Annotated in this window: 16 protein-coding genes; 12 read left to right on the top strand and 4 right to left on the bottom strand. The window is 68.1% G+C overall.

Annotation, left to right across the window (positions count from 1 at the left end; translation table 11 throughout):
- Window positions 1-20 precede the first annotated feature (20 nt).
- The 9 genes from LMA02_RS02620 (at window position 21) to LMA02_RS02660 (ending at window position 9,372) form a co-directional block, all read left to right on the top strand.
- The gene (locus tag LMA02_RS02620) at window positions 21-698 is read left to right on the top strand and encodes a 2-dehydro-3-deoxy-6-phosphogalactonate aldolase (protein ID WP_228906811.1); all 678 of its coding nucleotides are present in this window, start codon (window positions 21-23) and stop codon (window positions 696-698) included.
- Window positions 698-1,477 (top strand): SDR family oxidoreductase, encoded by a 780-nt coding sequence (locus tag LMA02_RS02625; protein ID WP_228907598.1) that lies wholly within the window; start codon window positions 698-700, stop codon window positions 1,475-1,477. The genes LMA02_RS02620 and LMA02_RS02625 overlap by 1 nt, the downstream gene beginning before the upstream one ends.
- 102 nt (window positions 1,478-1,579) lie before the next feature.
- Complete coding sequence (locus LMA02_RS02630; RefSeq protein ID WP_006761975.1) at window positions 1,580-2,575, top strand: arabinose ABC transporter substrate-binding protein; 996 nt, start codon at window positions 1,580-1,582, stop codon at window positions 2,573-2,575.
- 68 nt (window positions 2,576-2,643) lie between these two features.
- The gene (gene araG / locus LMA02_RS02635) at window positions 2,644-4,155 is read left to right on the top strand and encodes an L-arabinose ABC transporter ATP-binding protein AraG (RefSeq protein ID WP_228906817.1); all 1,512 of its coding nucleotides are present in this window, start codon (window positions 2,644-2,646) and stop codon (window positions 4,153-4,155) included.
- Window positions 4,156-4,245: 90 nt separating this feature from the next.
- Complete coding sequence (gene araH, locus LMA02_RS02640; protein ID WP_012363061.1) at window positions 4,246-5,262, top strand: L-arabinose ABC transporter permease AraH; 1,017 nt, start codon at window positions 4,246-4,248, stop codon at window positions 5,260-5,262.
- 23 nt (window positions 5,263-5,285) lie between these two features.
- Complete coding sequence (locus LMA02_RS02645) at window positions 5,286-6,101, top strand: SDR family NAD(P)-dependent oxidoreductase (RefSeq protein WP_228906824.1); 816 nt, start codon at window positions 5,286-5,288, stop codon at window positions 6,099-6,101.
- A gap of 74 nt (window positions 6,102-6,175) precedes the next feature.
- Window positions 6,176-7,237, top strand: a complete 1,062-nt coding sequence (locus LMA02_RS02650) for an aldose 1-epimerase (protein WP_228906825.1) — start codon at window positions 6,176-6,178, stop codon at window positions 7,235-7,237.
- 39 nt (window positions 7,238-7,276) lie between these two features.
- On the top strand, window positions 7,277-8,104 hold the full coding sequence (gene pyrF / locus LMA02_RS02655) for an orotidine-5'-phosphate decarboxylase (RefSeq protein ID WP_228906828.1): 828 nt from the start codon (window positions 7,277-7,279) through the stop codon (window positions 8,102-8,104).
- Between the two features lie 209 nt (window positions 8,105-8,313).
- The gene (locus tag LMA02_RS02660) at window positions 8,314-9,372 is read left to right on the top strand and encodes a haloacid dehalogenase-like hydrolase (RefSeq protein ID WP_126227140.1); all 1,059 of its coding nucleotides are present in this window, start codon (window positions 8,314-8,316) and stop codon (window positions 9,370-9,372) included.
- Between the two features lie 64 nt (window positions 9,373-9,436).
- On the opposite strand, the gene LMA02_RS02665 is transcribed toward LMA02_RS02660, so the two are convergent.
- The 3 genes from LMA02_RS02665 to thiL are packed head-to-tail and all read right to left on the bottom strand — an operon-like array spanning window position 9,437 to window position 11,503.
- Complete coding sequence (locus LMA02_RS02665; protein ID WP_228906830.1) at window positions 9,437-9,937, bottom strand: CinA family protein; 501 nt, start codon at window positions 9,935-9,937, stop codon at window positions 9,437-9,439.
- Between the two features lie 32 nt (window positions 9,938-9,969).
- Window positions 9,970-10,515 carry a phosphatidylglycerophosphatase A gene (locus tag LMA02_RS02670; protein ID WP_228906832.1) on the bottom strand — a complete coding sequence of 182 codons (546 nt, stop codon included), beginning with the start codon at window positions 10,513-10,515 and terminating at the stop codon, window positions 9,970-9,972.
- Window positions 10,505-11,503 carry a thiamine-phosphate kinase gene (thiL, locus tag LMA02_RS02675; protein WP_228906834.1) on the bottom strand — a complete coding sequence of 333 codons (999 nt, stop codon included), beginning with the start codon at window positions 11,501-11,503 and terminating at the stop codon, window positions 10,505-10,507. The genes LMA02_RS02670 and thiL overlap by 11 nt, the downstream gene beginning before the upstream one ends.
- A gap of 136 nt (window positions 11,504-11,639) precedes the next feature.
- Here thiL and LMA02_RS02680 point away from each other — a divergent pair, with 136 nt between their 5' ends.
- From LMA02_RS02680 to LMA02_RS02690, 3 genes are all read left to right on the top strand, one after another.
- Window positions 11,640-13,982 (top strand): NADP-dependent malic enzyme, encoded by a 2,343-nt coding sequence (locus tag LMA02_RS02680; RefSeq protein ID WP_284894894.1) that lies wholly within the window; start codon window positions 11,640-11,642, stop codon window positions 13,980-13,982.
- Between the two features lie 377 nt (window positions 13,983-14,359).
- On the top strand, window positions 14,360-14,791 hold the full coding sequence (locus tag LMA02_RS02685) for a ribonuclease (RefSeq protein ID WP_006760307.1): 432 nt from the start codon (window positions 14,360-14,362) through the stop codon (window positions 14,789-14,791).
- 16 nt (window positions 14,792-14,807) lie between these two features.
- Window positions 14,808-15,371 (top strand): barstar family protein, encoded by a 564-nt coding sequence (locus LMA02_RS02690; RefSeq protein ID WP_006753300.1) that lies wholly within the window; start codon window positions 14,808-14,810, stop codon window positions 15,369-15,371.
- A gap of 243 nt (window positions 15,372-15,614) precedes the next feature.
- Here LMA02_RS02690 and LMA02_RS02695 read toward each other — a convergent pair whose 3' ends face one another.
- A complete protein-coding gene (locus LMA02_RS02695) occupies window positions 15,615-16,382 on the bottom strand; it encodes a 16S rRNA (uracil(1498)-N(3))-methyltransferase (RefSeq protein ID WP_175668781.1) in 768 nt (255 codons plus the stop codon).
- Window positions 16,383-16,398: the final 16 nt, after the last annotated feature.

Genomic DNA, 16,398 nt, shown 5'->3' on the forward strand with positions numbered 1-16,398 from the left:
CGATTGAAGAGGAACCCTCGATGTCGTCCGACCTGACGTTGCCCGCGCCGTACACGCCGCATCCCGCATTGATGAGAGCGTTCGACGCGTGCCCGCTGATCGCGATCATGCGCGGCATCACGCCCGCCGAAGCGGCCGACCACGGCCTCGCGCTGCACGAAGCCGGCTTGCGGATCGTCGAGGTGCCGCTCAACTCGCCCGATCCGTTCGACAGCATCGCGGCGCTGCGCCGCGCGTTGCCGGACGACATGATCGTCGGCGCGGGCACCGTGCTGCGCGCCGAATTCGTCGACCGCGTGCAGGACGCCGGCGGCACGCTGATCGTGATGCCGCACAGCGACGCGGCCGTGATCCGCCGCGCGCGCGAGCGCGGGCTCGCGAGCGCACCGGGCGTCGCGACGCCGACCGAGGCGTTCGCCGCGCTCGCGAACGGCGCCGACGTGCTGAAGATGTTCCCGGCCGAGCAGCTCGGCGTGCCCGTCGTGAAGGCGTGGCGCGCGGTGATCGACCGCGCGGTGCCGCTGATTCCGGTCGGCGGGATTGCGCCGGACAACATGCAGCCGTTCCTCGTGGCCGGCGCCAACGGCTTCGGCCTCGGCTCGGCGCTGTACCGGCCCGGCCAGTCGGCGGACGCAACCCTGGCGAATGCGCGCGCGTTCCAGGCCGGCCTGCGCGCGGCGCTGGGCGGAGCCGCATGATGGGACGTCTCGCGGGCAAGGTCGCGGTGGTGACGGGCGCGGGCCGCGGGATCGGCGCCGCGATCGCGCAGGCGTTCGCGCGCGAGGGCGCGGCCGTCGCGCTCGTCGACCTCGACTTCCCGCAGGCGCAGCGCACGGCCGCTGCGATCGCCGCCGGCATCGACGGCGCGCGCGTGCTCGCGCTGCATGCGGACGTCGCGCGGCAGGACTCGGTGCGCGACGCGTTCGCGCAGACCGAAGCGACGCTCGGCCCGCTCGACGTGCTGGTGAACAACGCCGGCATCAACGTGTTCGCCGATCCGCTGACGATGACGGACGACGACTGGCGCCGCTGCTTCGCGGTCGACCTCGACGGCGTGTGGCACGGCTGCCGCGCGGCGCTGCCCGGGATGGTCGAACGCGGTCGCGGCAGCATCGTGAACATCGCGTCGACGCATGCGTTCCGGATCATCCCGGGCTGCTTTCCGTACCCGGTCGCGAAACACGGCGTGCTGGGCCTCACGCGCGCGCTCGGCATCGAATACGCGGCGCGCAACGTGCGGATGAACGCGATCGCGCCCGGCTACATCGAGACGCAGCTCACGCGCGACTGGTGGGATGCGCAAGCCGACCCGGCCGCGGCGCGCGCCGAGACGCTCGCGCTGCAGCCGATGAAGCGGATCGGCAAACCGGAGGAAGTCGCGATGACGGCCGTGTTCCTCGCCTCCGACGAGGCGCCGTTCATCAATGCCGCGTGCATCACCGTCGACGGCGGGCGCGCGGCGCTGTACCACGATTGACGCAATGATTCGAAAGACCGCACGTGCGACGGCCGCGCGCACGCTGCGTCGAAACCAACAAGCGGCTGCATCCTGTTCGATGAAGACAAGGAGACACTGGAGATGAAACGCAGAACGTTCGTAACGCTGGCCGCCGCGGCGGCGGTGGTGATGGGGAGTCCGGTTGCGCACGCGGCCGATCCGGTCAAGATCGGCTTTCTGGTGAAGCAGCCGGAAGAGCCGTGGTTCCAGGACGAGTGGAAGTTCGCCGAGATGGCCGCGAAGGACAAGGGCTTCACGCTCGTGAAGATCGGCGCGCCGTCGGGCGAGAAGGTGATGAGCGCGATCGACAACCTGTCCGCGCAGAAGGTGCAGGGCTTCATCATCTGCACGCCCGACGTGAAGCTCGGGCCGGGCATCGTCGCGAAGGCGAAGTCGCACAACCTGAAGATGATGACGGTCGACGACCGCCTCGTCGACGGCGCGGGCAAGCCGATCGAGTCGGTGCCGCACATGGGCATTTCCGCGTACAACATCGGCAAGCAGGTCGGCGACGGCATCGCGGCCGAGATCAAGAAGCGCGGCTGGAACATGAAGGACGTCGGCGCGATCGACATCACGTACGAGCAGCTGCCGACCGCGCACGACCGCACGAGCGGCGCGACCGACGCGCTGGTGGCGGCCGGTTTCCCGAAGGCGAACGTGATCGCGGCGCCGCAGGCGAAGACCGACACCGAGAACGCGTTCAACGCGGCGAACATCGCGCTCACCAAGAACCCGCAGTTCAAGCACTGGGTCGCCTACGGCCTGAACGACGAAGCCGTGCTCGGCGCGGTGCGCGCGGCCGAAGGGCGCGGCTTCAAGGCGGACAACATGATCGGCATCGGCATCGGCGGTTCCGATTCGGCGCTCAGCGAATTCAAGAAGCCGCAGCCGACGGGCTTCTACGGCACCGTGATCATCAGCCCGAAGCGCCACGGCGAGGAAACCTCGGACCTGATGTACGCCTGGATCACGCAGGGCAAGGCACCGCCGGCGCTGACGCTGACGACGGGCATGCTCGCGACGCGCGACAACGTGTCGAAGGTGCGCGACGAGATGGGGCTCGCATCGAAGTAAGCGGCTTGCCGGCTGCCGCGGCGATGCGGCAGCCGGCGATCGATGGATCTGCAAAGTGGGGAGACGACGTGTCAGCGGCACTGCGTTTTGACAATATCGGCAAGGTATTTCCCGGCGTGCGCGCACTCGACGGCATCTCGTTCGACGTGCATGCGGGCGAGGTGCATGGCCTGATGGGCGAGAACGGCGCGGGCAAGTCGACGCTGCTGAAGATTCTCGGCGGCGAATACCAGCCCGATGCGGGCAGCGTGCTGGTCGACGGCCAGCCCGTGCATTTCTCGAGTGCGGCCGCGTCGATCGCGGCCGGCATTGCGGTGATTCACCAGGAACTGCAGTACGTGCCCGACCTGACGGTCGCGGAGAACCTGCTGCTCGGCCGCCTGCCGAACGCGCTCGGCTGGGTGAAGAAGGGCGAGGCGAAGCGCCATGTGCGCGAGCGGCTCGCCGCGATGGGCGTCGATCTCGATCCCGACGCGAAGCTCGGGCGGCTGTCGATCGCGCAGCGGCAGATGGTCGAGATCTGCAAGGCGCTGATGCGCAACGCGCGCGTGATCGCGCTCGACGAGCCGACGAGCTCGCTGTCGCATCGCGAGACCGAGGTGCTGTTCAAGCTCGTCGACGACCTGCGCGCGCAGGGCCGCGCGCTGATCTACATCTCGCACCGGATGGACGAGATCTACCGGCTGTGCGATGCGTGCACGATCTTCCGCGACGGGCGCAAGATCGCGTCGCACGAATCGCTCGCCGACGTGCCGCGCGAGCAGCTCGTCGCCGAGATGGTCGGGCGCGAGATTTCGGACATCTACCATTACGCGCCGCGCGCGCTCGGCGACGTGCGGTTTTCGGCCGAAGGCGTCGACGGCCCGGCGCTGCGCGAACCGGCGAGCTTCTCGGTGCGCGCGGGCGAGATCATCGGGTTCTTCGGGCTGGTCGGCGCGGGGCGCAGCGAACTGATGCGGCTCGTGTACGGCGCGGACCGCCGGCGCGCGGGCGAGCTGACGCTCGACGGCAAGCGCATCGACGTGAAGCGCACTGGCGACGCGATCCGCCACGGCATCGTGCTGTGTCCGGAGGACCGCAAGGAAGAAGGGATCATCGCGATGGCGTCGGTCGCGGAGAACATCAACATCAGCTGCCGCCGCCATTCGCTGCGCGCCGGGCTCTTCATCGACCGCAAGACCGAGATCGAAACGGCCGACCGCTTTATCCAGCGGCTGAAGATCAAGACGCCGAACCGCCGGCAGAAGATCCGCTTCCTGTCGGGCGGCAACCAGCAGAAGGCGATCCTGTCGCGCTGGCTCGCGGAGCCCGACCTGAAGGTCGTGATCCTCGATGAGCCGACGCGCGGGATCGACGTCGGCGCGAAGCACGAGATCTACGACGTGATCTACCGGCTCGCGGAGCGCGGCTGTGCGATCGTGATGGTGTCGTCGGAACTGCCGGAAGTGCTCGGCGTGTCCGACCGCATCGTCGTGATGCGCGAAGGCCGCATCGCGGGCGAGCTGTCGCGCGAGCAGGCGAACGAGCATGCGGTGCTCAGCCTCGCGCTGCCGCAAACGAGCGTCGCCGAGGCGGCCTGACGCGGTGTCAGGTCGCCGCGGGCGACGCACGCTATTCGAATCGATCACGCGCGGCGCGGGCCGCGCGAAGCAGGAGCAGGAGACACAACCATGCAAGTCCGGGAAAACCTCGCCAGCGCAGCCGTGAAGCCATCGGCCGACGCGCTGGTTCCACAGCAGAGCGACCGCCAGAAGTGGTGGCAGCACCTCACCGAATACAGCCTGATCGCGATCTTCGCGGTGATGTTCCTGACCATGTCGCTGACGGTCGATCACTTCTTCTCGATCGACAACATGCTCGGCCTCGCGCTGTCGATCTCGCAGATCGGGATGGTCGCGTGCACGATGATGTTCTGTCTGGCCTCGCGCGATTTCGACCTGTCGATCGGTTCGACCGTCGCGTTCTCCGGCGTGCTGTGCGCGATGGTGCTGAACGCGACCGACAACACGTTCGTCGCGATCATCGCGGCGGTCGCCGCCGGTGCGGCGATCGGGTTCGTGAATGGCGCGGTGATCGCGTACCTGCGCATCAACGCGCTGATCACGACGCTCGCGACGATGGAAATCGTGCGCGGGCTCGGCTTCATCGTGTCGAAGGGGCAGGCGGTCGGCGTGTCGTCGGACACGTTCATCGCGCTCGGCGGGCTGTCGCTCTTCGGCGTATCGCTGCCGATCTGGGTCACGCTCCTGTGCTTCATCGTGTTCGGCGTGCTGCTGAACCAGACTGTCTACGGCCGCAATACGCTCGCGATCGGCGGCAACCCGGAGGCGTCGCGCCTGGCGGGGATCAACGTCGAACGCACGCGCGTCTACATCTTCCTGATCCAGGGCGCGGTGACGGCGCTCGCCGGGGTGATCCTCGCGTCGCGCATCACGTCGGGCCAGCCGAACGCCGCGCAGGGCTTCGAGCTGAACGTGATCTCCGCATGCGTGCTCGGCGGCGTGTCGCTGATGGGCGGCCGCGCGACGATCTCGGGCGTCGTGATCGGCGTGCTGATCATGGGCACCGTCGAGAACGTGATGAACCTGATGAACATCGACGCGTTCTACCAGTACCTGGTGCGCGGCGCGATCCTGCTCGCGGCCGTGCTGCTCGACCAGCTGAAGAACCGCGGCGTACGCGACTGACCGATTCCACGGAGACGATTCGCATGACCATCGAAACTTCCGCGCAGGATCCGCGCGCCGCGAGCGACGCGCGCTATGCGCGCTACCCGAGCCTCGAGGATCGCGCGGTGCTGATCACGGGCGGCGCGACCGGGATCGGCGCGGCGTTCGTCGAGCACTTCGCGCGGCAGGGCGCGCGCGTCGCGTTCGTCGATCTCGACGCGCAGGCGGGCCAGGCGCTCGCGGAAAGCCTCGCGCAGATGCCGGAGGTACGCCACGCACCGCTGTTCCTGCCGTGCGACCTGACCGACATCGACGCGCTGCGCCATGCGATCGACGCGATCCGCGCCCGGATCGGCGCGATCGCGGTGCTCGTGAACAACGCGGCGAACGACACGCGCCATGCGATCGGCGACGTGACACCGGCGTCGTTCGACGCAGGCATCGCCGTGAACCTGCGCCATCAGTTCTTCGCCGCGCAGGCGGTGATCGACGACATGAAGCAGCGCGGCGGCGGCGCGATCGTCAATCTCGGCTCGATCAGCTGGATGCTGAAGAACGGCGGCTATCCCGTCTATGTGATGGCGAAGGCGGCCGTGCAGGGGCTCACGCGCGGGCTCGCGCGCGATCTCGGCCCGTTCGGGATCCGCGTGAATTCGCTGGTGCCCGGCTGGGTGATGACCGACAAGCAGCGCAAGCTATGGCTCGACGACGCGGGCCGCGCGGCGATCAAGGCGGGCCAGTGCATCGACGCCGAACTGCTGCCGGACGATCTCGCGCGCATGGCGCTGTTTCTCGCGGCCGACGACAGCCGGATGATCACCGCGCAGGACGTGGTGGTCGACGGCGGCTGGGCCTGATTGTTGGTGTTGATGTTCGCGCGGCACCGTGCGACGACCCGTATCGTTTCATCGACGAAGCAAAGGAGTTCACCATGACCGCCACGTCCTCGCGCGCCTTGTCGTCCACGAGCCAGTCGCGCCGCGCGCGCCTGGCTGCCGCCGCGCAGCCGGTCAGCGCCGGCCCGCAGACCGCCGCGTTCGCGCAGGGCGTCGGCGCCGCCCATGCCGCGGCCGTCACGCTGTCGAACGCGGCGCTGCGGCTCGACGTGCTGCCGCACCTCGGCGGCGGCATCGCGCGCTTCGACTGGCGCGGCGACCACGGCGCGCTGGTGCCGGTGTTCCGCCGCTGCGAGCACCCGGAAACGGCCACGGATCCGAATGAACTCGCGTGCTATCCGCTGCTGCCGTATTCGAACCGGATCGGCAACGGCCGCTTCGAATGCGACGGGCGCAGCGTCGCGGTGCCGCGCAATCGTCGCGACGAGCCGCTGCCGATTCACGGCGACGGCTGGCTCGCGCCGTGGCAGGTGGACGACGCGACCGACACGACGCTGCAGCTGTCGCTCGATCGCGCGAGCGGTGCGCCGTATGCGTTTCGCGCGATCCAGTCGTTCGCGCTCGACGACACGACGCTGTCGATCGCACTGACGATCGAGAATGCGGGGCGCGCGCGGCTGCCGTTCGGTCTTGGCGTGCATCCGTTCCTGGTGCGCGACGACGTGACCGAGCTTGCCGCGGCCGCGGGTGGGCTGTGGCTGTCGGGCGCCGATTTCCTGCCGGTGCGGCACGTGAGCGTGCCGCCGGCCTGGCAGTTCGGCGTCGCGTATCCGTTGCCGGCGACGCTCGTCAATCATGCGTTCACCGGCTGGGGCGGCCACGCGGCGGTGAGCTGGCCGCGCCGCGGGCTGTCGCTGACGGTGGCGGCCGACGCCGATGCGTACGTGCTGTATACGCCGCCCGGCGAGGATTTCTTCTGCTTCGAACCCGTTGATCATCCGATCAACGCGGTGAACCTGCCGGGCGGCGCGGCCGCGCACGGCATGACGCTGCTCGCGCCGGGCGAGCGGCTCACGCGGCGTTTCGCGTTCACCGTCGAGCGGGCCGATGCACGCGTCGATGCGGCCGCGCGCGAGGGACGCCGGCGACGCGGGTAAAATACGCGGTCTACCAACGGTTTGCCGCGAGTATCCGCCATGTCTTCCCCGCTTACTTTCATCGAATCGCTGCGCGCCGCGTGGCAGCGCACGAATTCGCTGCTGTGCGTCGGCCTCGATCCCGAGCCGTCGCGCTTTCCCGTGCAGTTCGACGGCCAGCCCGACGCGATCTTCGAATTCTGCCGGCAGATCGTCGACGCGACCGCACCGTATGCGAGTGCGTTCAAGCCGCAGATCGCGTACTTCGCCGCGCATCGCGCCGAAGACCAGCTCGAGCGCCTGATCGCGCACATCCACCTCCAGCATCCGGGCCTGCCCGTGATCCTCGACGCGAAGCGCGGCGACATCGGCAGCACCGCCGAGCAATACGCGCGCGAGGCGTTCGAGCGCTATCGCGCGGACGCGGTCACCGTGAACCCGTACATGGGCTACGACTCGGTCGAGCCGTACTTCGAGCATGAAGGCAAGGGCGTGATCGTGCTGTGCCGCACGTCGAACCCGGGTGGCTCGGACCTGCAGTTCCTCGAGACAAACGGCCGGCCGCTGTACCAGGTCGTGGCCGACCTCGCGGCGAACAAGTGGAATGCGAAGAACGGCCAGCTCGGCCTCGTGGTCGGCGCGACGTTCCCGAAGGAAATCGAGATCGTGCGCGGGATCGTCGGCGACATGCCGTTGCTGATTCCCGGCATCGGCGCGCAGGGCGGCGACGTAGAGGCCACCGTCAACGCGGGCCGCACGGCGGACGGCACCGGCATGATGATCAACTCGTCGCGCGCGATCCTGTACGCGAGCAAGGACGAGGATTTCGCCGAAGCCGCGGCGCTCGCCGCGCAGAAGACGCGCGACACGATCAACGCGCATCGCTGAAATACCGGCCGCCCGTCCGGGCGGCCTTTCACCGCCGCGCCCGCATTCGCGGGCCGCGCGTGTGCCTCCAGCGCCTGCCGCATTGGCGCACGCGAACAACTTCCCGTCGCTTCCGCACCGCATGCCCGCGCCGCAATCGCGCGATGCTGCCGGGGATCAGGCCCTCGTCATCGATTTGTCACCATACTGTCACGAAAGGGAGCGACGTCATGCCCAAGCTGTCCCGCCGTATTCTGAGCGCGCTTGCCGCGTCGTTGTGCATGTCGTTCGCCCACGCGGCGGACCTGTCGCACTGGCCGGCGGACAGCGCGAAGGCGCTGAACGCGATGATCGCCGCCCATGCGAATCGCGGCGACTACGCGGTGTTCGACGCCGACAACACGACCTACCGCTACGATCTCGAGGAATCGCTGCTGCCGTATCTCGAGAACCGCGGCGTGCTCACGCGCGACTCGCTCGATCCGTCGCTGAAGCTGATCCCGTTCAAGGATTCCGCCGACTACAAGGAATCGCTGACGAGCTACTACTACCGGCTTTGCGAGATCGACGACCTGGTCTGCTACCCGTGGATCGCGCAGGCGTTCGCGGGGCTGTCGCTCGCGGACCTGAAGCGCCACGTCGACGCGATGCTCGCCGACGGCAAGCCGGTGCCGATCCGTTACTGGCAGGGCGACAAGGTCGTCGACGGCGCCGCGAACCCGCCGCGCTTCTTCCGCGGCATGCAGGAGCTGTACAACGCGCTGCGCGAGAACGGGATCGAGGTCTATGTGATGACCGCCGCGCACGAGGAGCTCGCGCGGCTCGTGCTGTCCGATCCGAAATACGGCTACAACGTGAAGCCGCAGAATGTGATCGGCGTGACGACGCTGCTGCGCAACCCGGCGACGGGCGCGCTGACGACGTCGCGGCTGCAGATCAAGGCCGGCAAGTACGACGAGGCCGCGAACCGCAACCTCGTGATCACGCCGTTCCTGATGAACCCGATGACGTGGTACGAAGGCAAGCTCGGCTCGATCGTCGGCTGGATCGACCAGTGGAAGAAGCCGGTGCTCGTCGCGGGCGACACGCCGACGTCCGACGGCTACATGCTGCTGAATGCGACCGACGTCGCGCGCGGCGGCGTGCGCGTCTGGGTCAACAAGAAGGACAAGCAGATGGCGCAGATCCGCGCGTGGTCGGACGAATCGGCCGCGAAGCAGAAAGCGCTCGGCCTGCCGGTGACGGCGGACAAGAACTGGATCGTCGTGAAGCCCGACGCGATCCAGTAAGCGGGGAGGGGCGCAGGCCGCCCCTGCCGTTGCGGCGGCAAATCAGCCTGGGTTCAGCCTTGGATCAGCCTTCGCGCTCGTCGAGCAGCGTCAGCAGCCCGCGCAGCGCATGCGCGGCGGCCTGCGTGCGAATCTGCTCGCGGTCGCCCTTGAACACGCGGGTCTCGACGTCGGTATGCAGCCGGTTGCTCCACGCGAACGACACGGTGCCGACCGGCTTTTTCTCGCTGCCGCCCGCCGGGCCGGCGATGCCGGTGACGGCCAGCGCAACCTGCGCGCGGCTGTTGCGCAGCGCGCCTTCGGCCATCGCGCGCGCGACCGGCTCGCTGACGGCGCCGTGTTTCTCGATCAGGTCGGGCGGCACGCCGATCATCTCGCTCTTGGCCTGGTTCGAGTACGTGACGAAGCCGCGCTCGAACCACTGGCTGCTGCCGGAGATGTCGGTGATCGCCGCGGCGATCATGCCGCCCGTGCAGGATTCGGCGGTGGCGAGCGACAGGTGCTCGTCACGCAGCTTGTTGCCTGCGCGGATCGCAAGCTGGTGGACGACGGAATCGGTTGGCATGCGCGTCGGGAAACGGGAGTCGGGAAAAACGGTCAGCTGACGGCGGAGCGCCACAGGGCGATCACGAGCAGCGTCATGAACGCGGCGATCAGGTCGTCGACCATGATGCCGAGCCCGCCTTTCACGCGACGATCGAAATAGCGGATCGGCGGCGGCTTGAGCATGTCGAAGAAGCGGAACGCGACGAACGCCCACAACTGGCCGATGAAGGTCGCGGGCGTGACGAACAGCATCACGAGCCAGATCGCGACGATTTCGTCCCAGACGATGGCGCCCGGATCGGTCGTGCCCATCCTGCGTGCGGTGAAGCCGGTGATCCACGTGCCGGCGACGAACCCGAGCGCGATCAGCGCCCACCATTCGGGCACCGTCAGGTAGCGGTTCAGCACGACGAACGTCAGCCACCCGAACAGCGAGCCGAACGTGCCGGGCATGAACGGCGCGAGCCCGCTGCCGAAGCCGAGCGACACGATGTGCGCCGGATGCGACAGCATGAAGCGCACGGTGGCGCGCTGCGGCGCGTTCCGGGCGGCGCCGGACGCGGCCGCGTTCGGTGCGGTCGTCGGGTCAGTCTGCATGGAAGTGGTCGAAACCGTGCAACGTGAGAGTCAGGGGCGTGCCGGCGACGTCGCGCCACGCGATCGCGGGCTGCTCCGACGGCGAGGACAACGCATGTATTGTACCGACTCGCGTGACCCGAACGCCGCTGCTTGCGCCCGCTGCCTCGACCGCCGCGCGGGACGCGACCGGGGCCGTGAAGCACAGTTCGTAGTCGTCGCCGCCGGCCAGCGTGCAGCGTCGCTGCACGTCGGGCGGCAGCGTCGCGAGCGCGGCCGAGCGCGGCACCGCGTCGGCGTCGATGTCGGCGCGCACGTTCGAGCGGGTCAGGATGTGCCGCAGGTCGCCGGCGAGGCCGTCCGAGATGTCGAGCGCCGCATGCGCGACGCCCGCGAGTGCCAGCCCCAGCGCGATGCGCGGCTCGGGACGCTCGAGCGCCTGCCGGAACGCGGCAGCTTCGGCCGCGCCGGCGCTCCATTCGCCGCGTGCGAGCCCGAGCCCCGCGCGGGCGTCGCCGAGCGTGCCGGACACCCAGACGTCGTCGCCGTCGCGCGCGGCATCGCGCCGCAGCGCCGCATCCGGCGCGACTTCACCGAACACGGTCACGCACAGGTTCAGCGGCCCGCTCGTCGTGTCGCCGCCGATCAGTTCGCAGCCGAACCGTTCGGCGAGGGCGAACAGCCCGTTGCTGAACGCCTCGAGCCACGCGGCGTCGGCGCGCGGCAGCGCGCACGCGAGCGTGAACGCGCGCGGCTCGGCGCCCATCGCCGCGAGATCGGACAGGTTGACCGCGAGCGTCTTGTGGCCGAGTGCGTCGGGCGCGACATCGGGAAAGAAATGGCGGCCTTCGACCAGCATGTCCGTCGAAATGGCCAGCAATTTTCCGGATCGCGGCGCGATCAGCGCGCAATCGTCACCGATGCCGAGCGTCGACGCACGCGCCCCGCGGGCCGCGCGGCGCGCGAAGAAGCGATCGATCAGCGAAAACTCGGACAAGGCGGCTGGCACGGCGGACGGACCCGGAAGCGATGAAAGGAACGGCATTGTACGCAGCGAACGGCGCCGTTCCTGCACCGTTCAGACCATTTTTGTCGCGGCTGTCGCACCCGAATCGCCGGTCTGGCGGCCTTCGATTGGCGCTACAATGCCGTCGAACAGTTATTCTAATCCGCCCGTCAAGAGACACATGTCGACCCAAGCCTCCTCCAAAGCCAAGCTTCGCGAAGCCGCTCTCGATTATCACGAATTCCCGACTCCCGGGAAGATCGCGATCGCCCCCACCAAGCAGATGATCAACCAGCGCGACCTCGCGCTCGCGTATTCGCCGGGCGTCGCGTATGCGTGTGAGGAGATCGTCGAGAACCCGCTGAACGCCGCGCGCTTCACCGCGCGCAGCAACCTCGTCGGCGTGGTCACGAACGGCACCGCGGTGCTCGGGCTCGGCAACATCGGCCCGCTCGCGTCGAAGCCGGTGATGGAAGGCAAGGCCGTACTGTTCAAGAAGTTCGCCGGCATCGACGTGTTCGACATCGAACTGAACGAGTCGGACCCGCACAAGCTGGTCGACGTGATCGCCGCGCTGGAGCCGACCTTCGGCGGGATCAACCTGGAAGACATCAAGGCGCCGGACTGCTTCATCGTCGAGCGCGAAGCGCGCAAGCGGATGAAGATTCCGGTATTCCACGACGACCAGCACGGCACCGCGATCGTCGTGGCCGCGGCCGTCACGAACGGCCTGAAGGTCGTCGGCAAGGACATCAAGAAGGTGAAGCTCGTCGCGTCGGGCGCGGGTGCGGCCGCGCTCGCGTGTCTGGACCTGCTGGTCGACATCGGCCTGCCGATCGAGAACATCCTGGTGACCGACCTGGCCGGCGTGGTCTATAAGGGCCGCACCGAGCTGATGGATCCGGACAAGGAGCGTTTCGCGCGCGAAACCGAAGCCCGCACGCTGGCCGAGGTGATCGAAGGCGCGGACATCTTCCTCGGCCTGTCGGCTGCGGGCGTGCTGAAGCAGGAGATGGTGAAGGGCATGGCCGAGCGCCCGCTGATCCTCGCGCTCGCGAACCCGACGCCGGAAATCCTGCCGGAACTGGCGCTCGAAGTGCGCCCGGACGCCGTGCTGGCCACCGGCCGCACCGACTATCCGAACCAGGTCAACAACGTCCTGTGCTTCCCGTTCATCTTCCGCGGCGCGCTCGACGTCGGCGCGACGACGATCACGCGTGAAATGGAGATCGCGGCCGTCAACGCGATCGCCGAACTCGCGCAGCAGGAGCAGAGCGACATCGTCGCGACCGCATACGGCATTCAGGACTTGTCGTTCGGGCCCGACTACCTGATTCCGAAGCCGTTCGATCCGCGCCTGATCGTCAAGATCGCGCCGGCCGTCGCGCAGGCCGCGATGGATGGCGGCGTCGCGACGCGCCCGATCGAGGACATGGAGGCGTACCGCGTTCACCTCCAGCAGTTCGTGTATCACAGCGGCACGACGATGAAGCCGATCTTCCAGATCGCGCGCGCCGCGCCGGCAGAGAAGAAGCGCGTGGTGTTCGCCGAAGGCGAGGAAGAGCGCGTGTTGCGCGCCGTCCAGATCATCGTCGACGAGAAGCTCGCGACGCCGATCCTGATCGGTCGCCCGTCGGTGATCGAGCACCGTATCCAGCGCTACGGCCTGCGCCTCACGCCGGGCACCGATTTCACGGTCGTCAACACCGAGCACGACGAGCGCTACCGCGACTTCTGGCAGACGTACTACAAGATGATGTCGCGCAAGGGCATCAGCGAGCAGCTGGCCCGCGTCGAGATGCGCCGCCGCACGACGCTGATCGGCTCGATGCTGGTGAAGAAGGGCGAAGCGGACGGGATGATCTGCGGCACGATCAGCACGACGCACCGCCACCTGCACTTCATCGACCAGGTGATCGGCAAGCGCCCGGGCTGCAGCGTGTACGCGGCGATGAACGGCCTCGTTCTGCCGGGTCGCCAGATTTTCCTGGTCGATACGCACGTGAACGTCGATCCGACGCCGGAAGAGCTCGCCGAGATCACGATCATGGCCGCGGAAGAAGTGCGCCGGTTCGGCATCGAGCCGAAGGTCGCGCTGGTGTCGCACTCGAATTTCGGCACGAGCAACGCCCCTTCGGCGAAGAAGATGCGCGATACGCTCGCGATCCTGCAGGAACGCGCGCCGGAGCTGAAGGTCGACGGCGAAATGCACGGCGACGTGGCGCTCGACGCGGCGCTGCGCAAGGAAATCCTGCCGGAATCGACGCTCGAAGGCGACGCGAACCTGCTGATCCTGCCGAACATCGACGCCGCGAACATCGCGTACAACCTGCTGAAGACGGCTGCCGGCAACAACATCGCGATCGGGCCGATCCTGCTGGGCGCAGCCCAGCCGGTGCACGTGCTGACCGAATCGGCGACGGTTCGCCGCATCGTCAACATGGCGGCGCTGCTGGTCGCCGACGTGAACGCCGCACGCTGAGCCAGGACGAACGCGCGGCGCCGGTCAACCGGTGCCGCGCGCCGGGCGAAATTGTAAACAAAAGCAAAAAGGGGCGTGCCCGCAAGGGGCACGCCGTCGGGCAGGGCGCAAACGCGCTTCCCATAAGCAACAGCAGCATCTCTCCACTCCGGGTAGCGAGCGCGGCAAGGAGGCAGGGTCTTGCCATGCGAGAGATGCCGCCGATATTTTATCCTATGAAAGTTAAATGTAGCCTTATTTCGGTAAGAAATGCGCGATTCCGGGCCGCGCGACGCTTTCGATTCCCAAACGAACATTGATTCGCAAGGACAATAGCGCTACGCTAACGCCTTTGGTTGGTCGTCAACTACTTGATTTAACAGCGGGAACCCTGGTTCATGGCACGCAAGTGGCTCCGCAACGGCGCGCTGGCGTCCGTCTTCGCGATGTTCGCGATGGGTATCGTCGGTACACCGACGGGCAGTCTGGTTTCCGCCGCTTACGCACGGCAGGCCGTTTCGGCCGACCTGGCCGTCGGCGGGGTCGATACGATCCCGACCGCCCGTCTGCCGCGCGAGGCCGTGACCACGCTTGGCCTGATCGGCGCCGGTGGCCCCTATCCGTACGAGAAAGACGGCGTCGTCTTCGGCAACCGCGAGCGGATCCTGCCGAAGGCGAAGCGCGGCTACTACCACGAGTACACGGTGCCGACGCCGCGCGCACGCAATCGCGGCGCGCGCCGCATCGTCTGTGGCGGGCCGTTGCGCCGGATCGACAACTGTTATTACACGGACGACCACTACAACAGTTTTAAACGTATTGTTGAATGACTTCGGGATGAATGGCATGAGCGACTCCATCTACGCGCACGACACGGCGGGAGCGGAACTGTTCGCGGCCGGCGACGGCAATCTGTTTCAGCGCGTGATGCAACTACACGCGGTGGCACAGGCCGGCGGCGCGTCGGAGCAACAGGAAGCCGAGCCCGGGCTTTCATCGAACGAGGAGCCTATGAGCCTTTTCACGACCGTGCGACCCAACCTCGTGCAGTCGATCCGCGCGTTCCGCGTGCAGGATCTCGCCGACGAAGCCAGCCGGCTCGGCCAGCATTTCCTGTACGCGTATTGCGGCGCAGCGCAGTCGAAGCAGGAGGTGATGGAGACGATCGCGACGTCGTTCCTGTTTCCGAAGCATTTCGGGAAGAACTACGACGCGCTGTACGACTGCCTGACCGACCTCGTCGCGAAGGCCGGCGCGCAGCCCGGTTTCGTGATCGTCCTCGAAGGGTTGCCGATCGCGCAGAAATTCGACAAGGAAGGGCGCGAGACGCTGCTGGACGTGTTCCGCGAAGCGGCCGAGTTCTGGGCCGAGCGCAAGGTCGCGTTCCGCGTGTTCTATTCGTTCGCTTAAGCGCGTATCCATCGGCCGCGCATCTGCGGTCGATCTGCCGAAAAGCCCGCGTCGAGCGGGCTTTTTTGCGTCCGCGCGCGGCCGGCGGGCCGGCGCGGCGCGTCGTTCACGGGCATCGGCCGGACGGGGCGCCGAGCGACAAGTCGCGATAAGCGGCGGCATGCCCGCGTAGCGCGGCCGCGGCGCGGCGATGGGCGGATCGGGAAGTGCCGTGCCCCGTCGGGGCCCGGCACGGCCCGCTCGTCACCACCCGCCCCAGCGTGCCGCGAGGGCGGCGAGCACGGCCGCACCGGCCGTCTCGGTGCGCAGCACACGGGGCCCGAGCGACAACGCGGTGAACCCGTGCGCGCGGGCCGCGTTTTCTTCGTCCGGCGACAGTCCGCCTTCCGGCCCGATCAGCAGTGTGACGACTGCCGCGGGCGGCGCGTCCGGCAACGACGCGAACGGAATGCTCGCGCGCGGCGACAGCAGCAGCCTCAGCTCACCGTCGGCCGGCGCGGCCGGCAGCGTGTCGAGCCACGCGCCGAAGCCGCGTACCGGCGCGACGTCGGGCACGCGGTTGCGTCCGCATTGTTCGCACGACGCGCGCACGACGCCGCGCCAGTGCGCGACGCGCTTGTCCGCGCGCTCGCCCGACAGTTTCACGACGCCGCGCGCGGTCGACAGCGGCACGACCGCCGCAACGCCGAGCTCGACGGCTTTCTCGATGACCCAGTCCATCTTGTCGCCGCCGGCGATGCCCTGCGCGAGCGTCACGCGATAGGGCGGCTCGGCTTCGGCCGGGTCGAACGCTTCGATCTGTGCGAGCGCGTTGCGCTTGTCGATCTCGACGAGCCGTGCGCGGTACTGTCCGCCGCTGCCGTCGAACAGTGCGAGCGTGTCGCCGGGCTGCAGCCGCAGCACCTGCGCGTGACGCGCGACATCGGCCGGCAGGGTGAGCGTCGCATCGGCGCGCAGCGCCGCTTCGACGAAAAAGCGCGGCACGGCCGCGGTGGTGGTGGCTTCACTCATGTTGGGCGCGGCTCCG

The organism is Burkholderia sp. B21-005, assembly GCF_020843965.1.
GTDB lineage: Bacteria > Pseudomonadota > Gammaproteobacteria > Burkholderiales > Burkholderiaceae > Burkholderia > Burkholderia ambifaria.

Coding starts and splice junctions, on each gene's coding strand:
- LMA02_RS02620 (WP_228906811.1), top strand. CDS start 21: ATGTCGTCCGACCTGACGTTGCCCGCGCCGTACACGCCGCATCCCGCA.
- LMA02_RS02625 (WP_228907598.1), top strand. CDS start 698: ATGGGACGTCTCGCGGGCAAGGTCGCGGTGGTGACGGGCGCGGGCCGC.
- LMA02_RS02630 (WP_006761975.1), top strand. CDS start 1,580: ATGAAACGCAGAACGTTCGTAACGCTGGCCGCCGCGGCGGCGGTGGTG.
- araH (WP_012363061.1), top strand. CDS start 4,246: ATGCAAGTCCGGGAAAACCTCGCCAGCGCAGCCGTGAAGCCATCGGCC.
- LMA02_RS02645 (WP_228906824.1), top strand. CDS start 5,286: ATGACCATCGAAACTTCCGCGCAGGATCCGCGCGCCGCGAGCGACGCG.
- LMA02_RS02650 (WP_228906825.1), top strand. CDS start 6,176: ATGACCGCCACGTCCTCGCGCGCCTTGTCGTCCACGAGCCAGTCGCGC.
- pyrF (WP_228906828.1), top strand. CDS start 7,277: ATGTCTTCCCCGCTTACTTTCATCGAATCGCTGCGCGCCGCGTGGCAG.
- LMA02_RS02660 (WP_126227140.1), top strand. CDS start 8,314: ATGCCCAAGCTGTCCCGCCGTATTCTGAGCGCGCTTGCCGCGTCGTTG.
- LMA02_RS02665 (WP_228906830.1), bottom strand. CDS start 9,937: ATGCCAACCGATTCCGTCGTCCACCAGCTTGCGATCCGCGCAGGCAAC.
- LMA02_RS02670 (WP_228906832.1), bottom strand. CDS start 10,515: ATGCAGACTGACCCGACGACCGCACCGAACGCGGCCGCGTCCGGCGCC.
- LMA02_RS02680 (WP_284894894.1), top strand. CDS start 11,640: ATGCCGTCGAACAGTTATTCTAATCCGCCCGTCAAGAGACACATGTCG.
- LMA02_RS02685 (WP_006760307.1), top strand. CDS start 14,360: ATGGCACGCAAGTGGCTCCGCAACGGCGCGCTGGCGTCCGTCTTCGCG.
- LMA02_RS02690 (WP_006753300.1), top strand. CDS start 14,808: ATGAGCGACTCCATCTACGCGCACGACACGGCGGGAGCGGAACTGTTC.
- LMA02_RS02695 (WP_175668781.1), bottom strand. CDS start 16,382: ATGAGTGAAGCCACCACCACCGCGGCCGTGCCGCGCTTTTTCGTCGAA.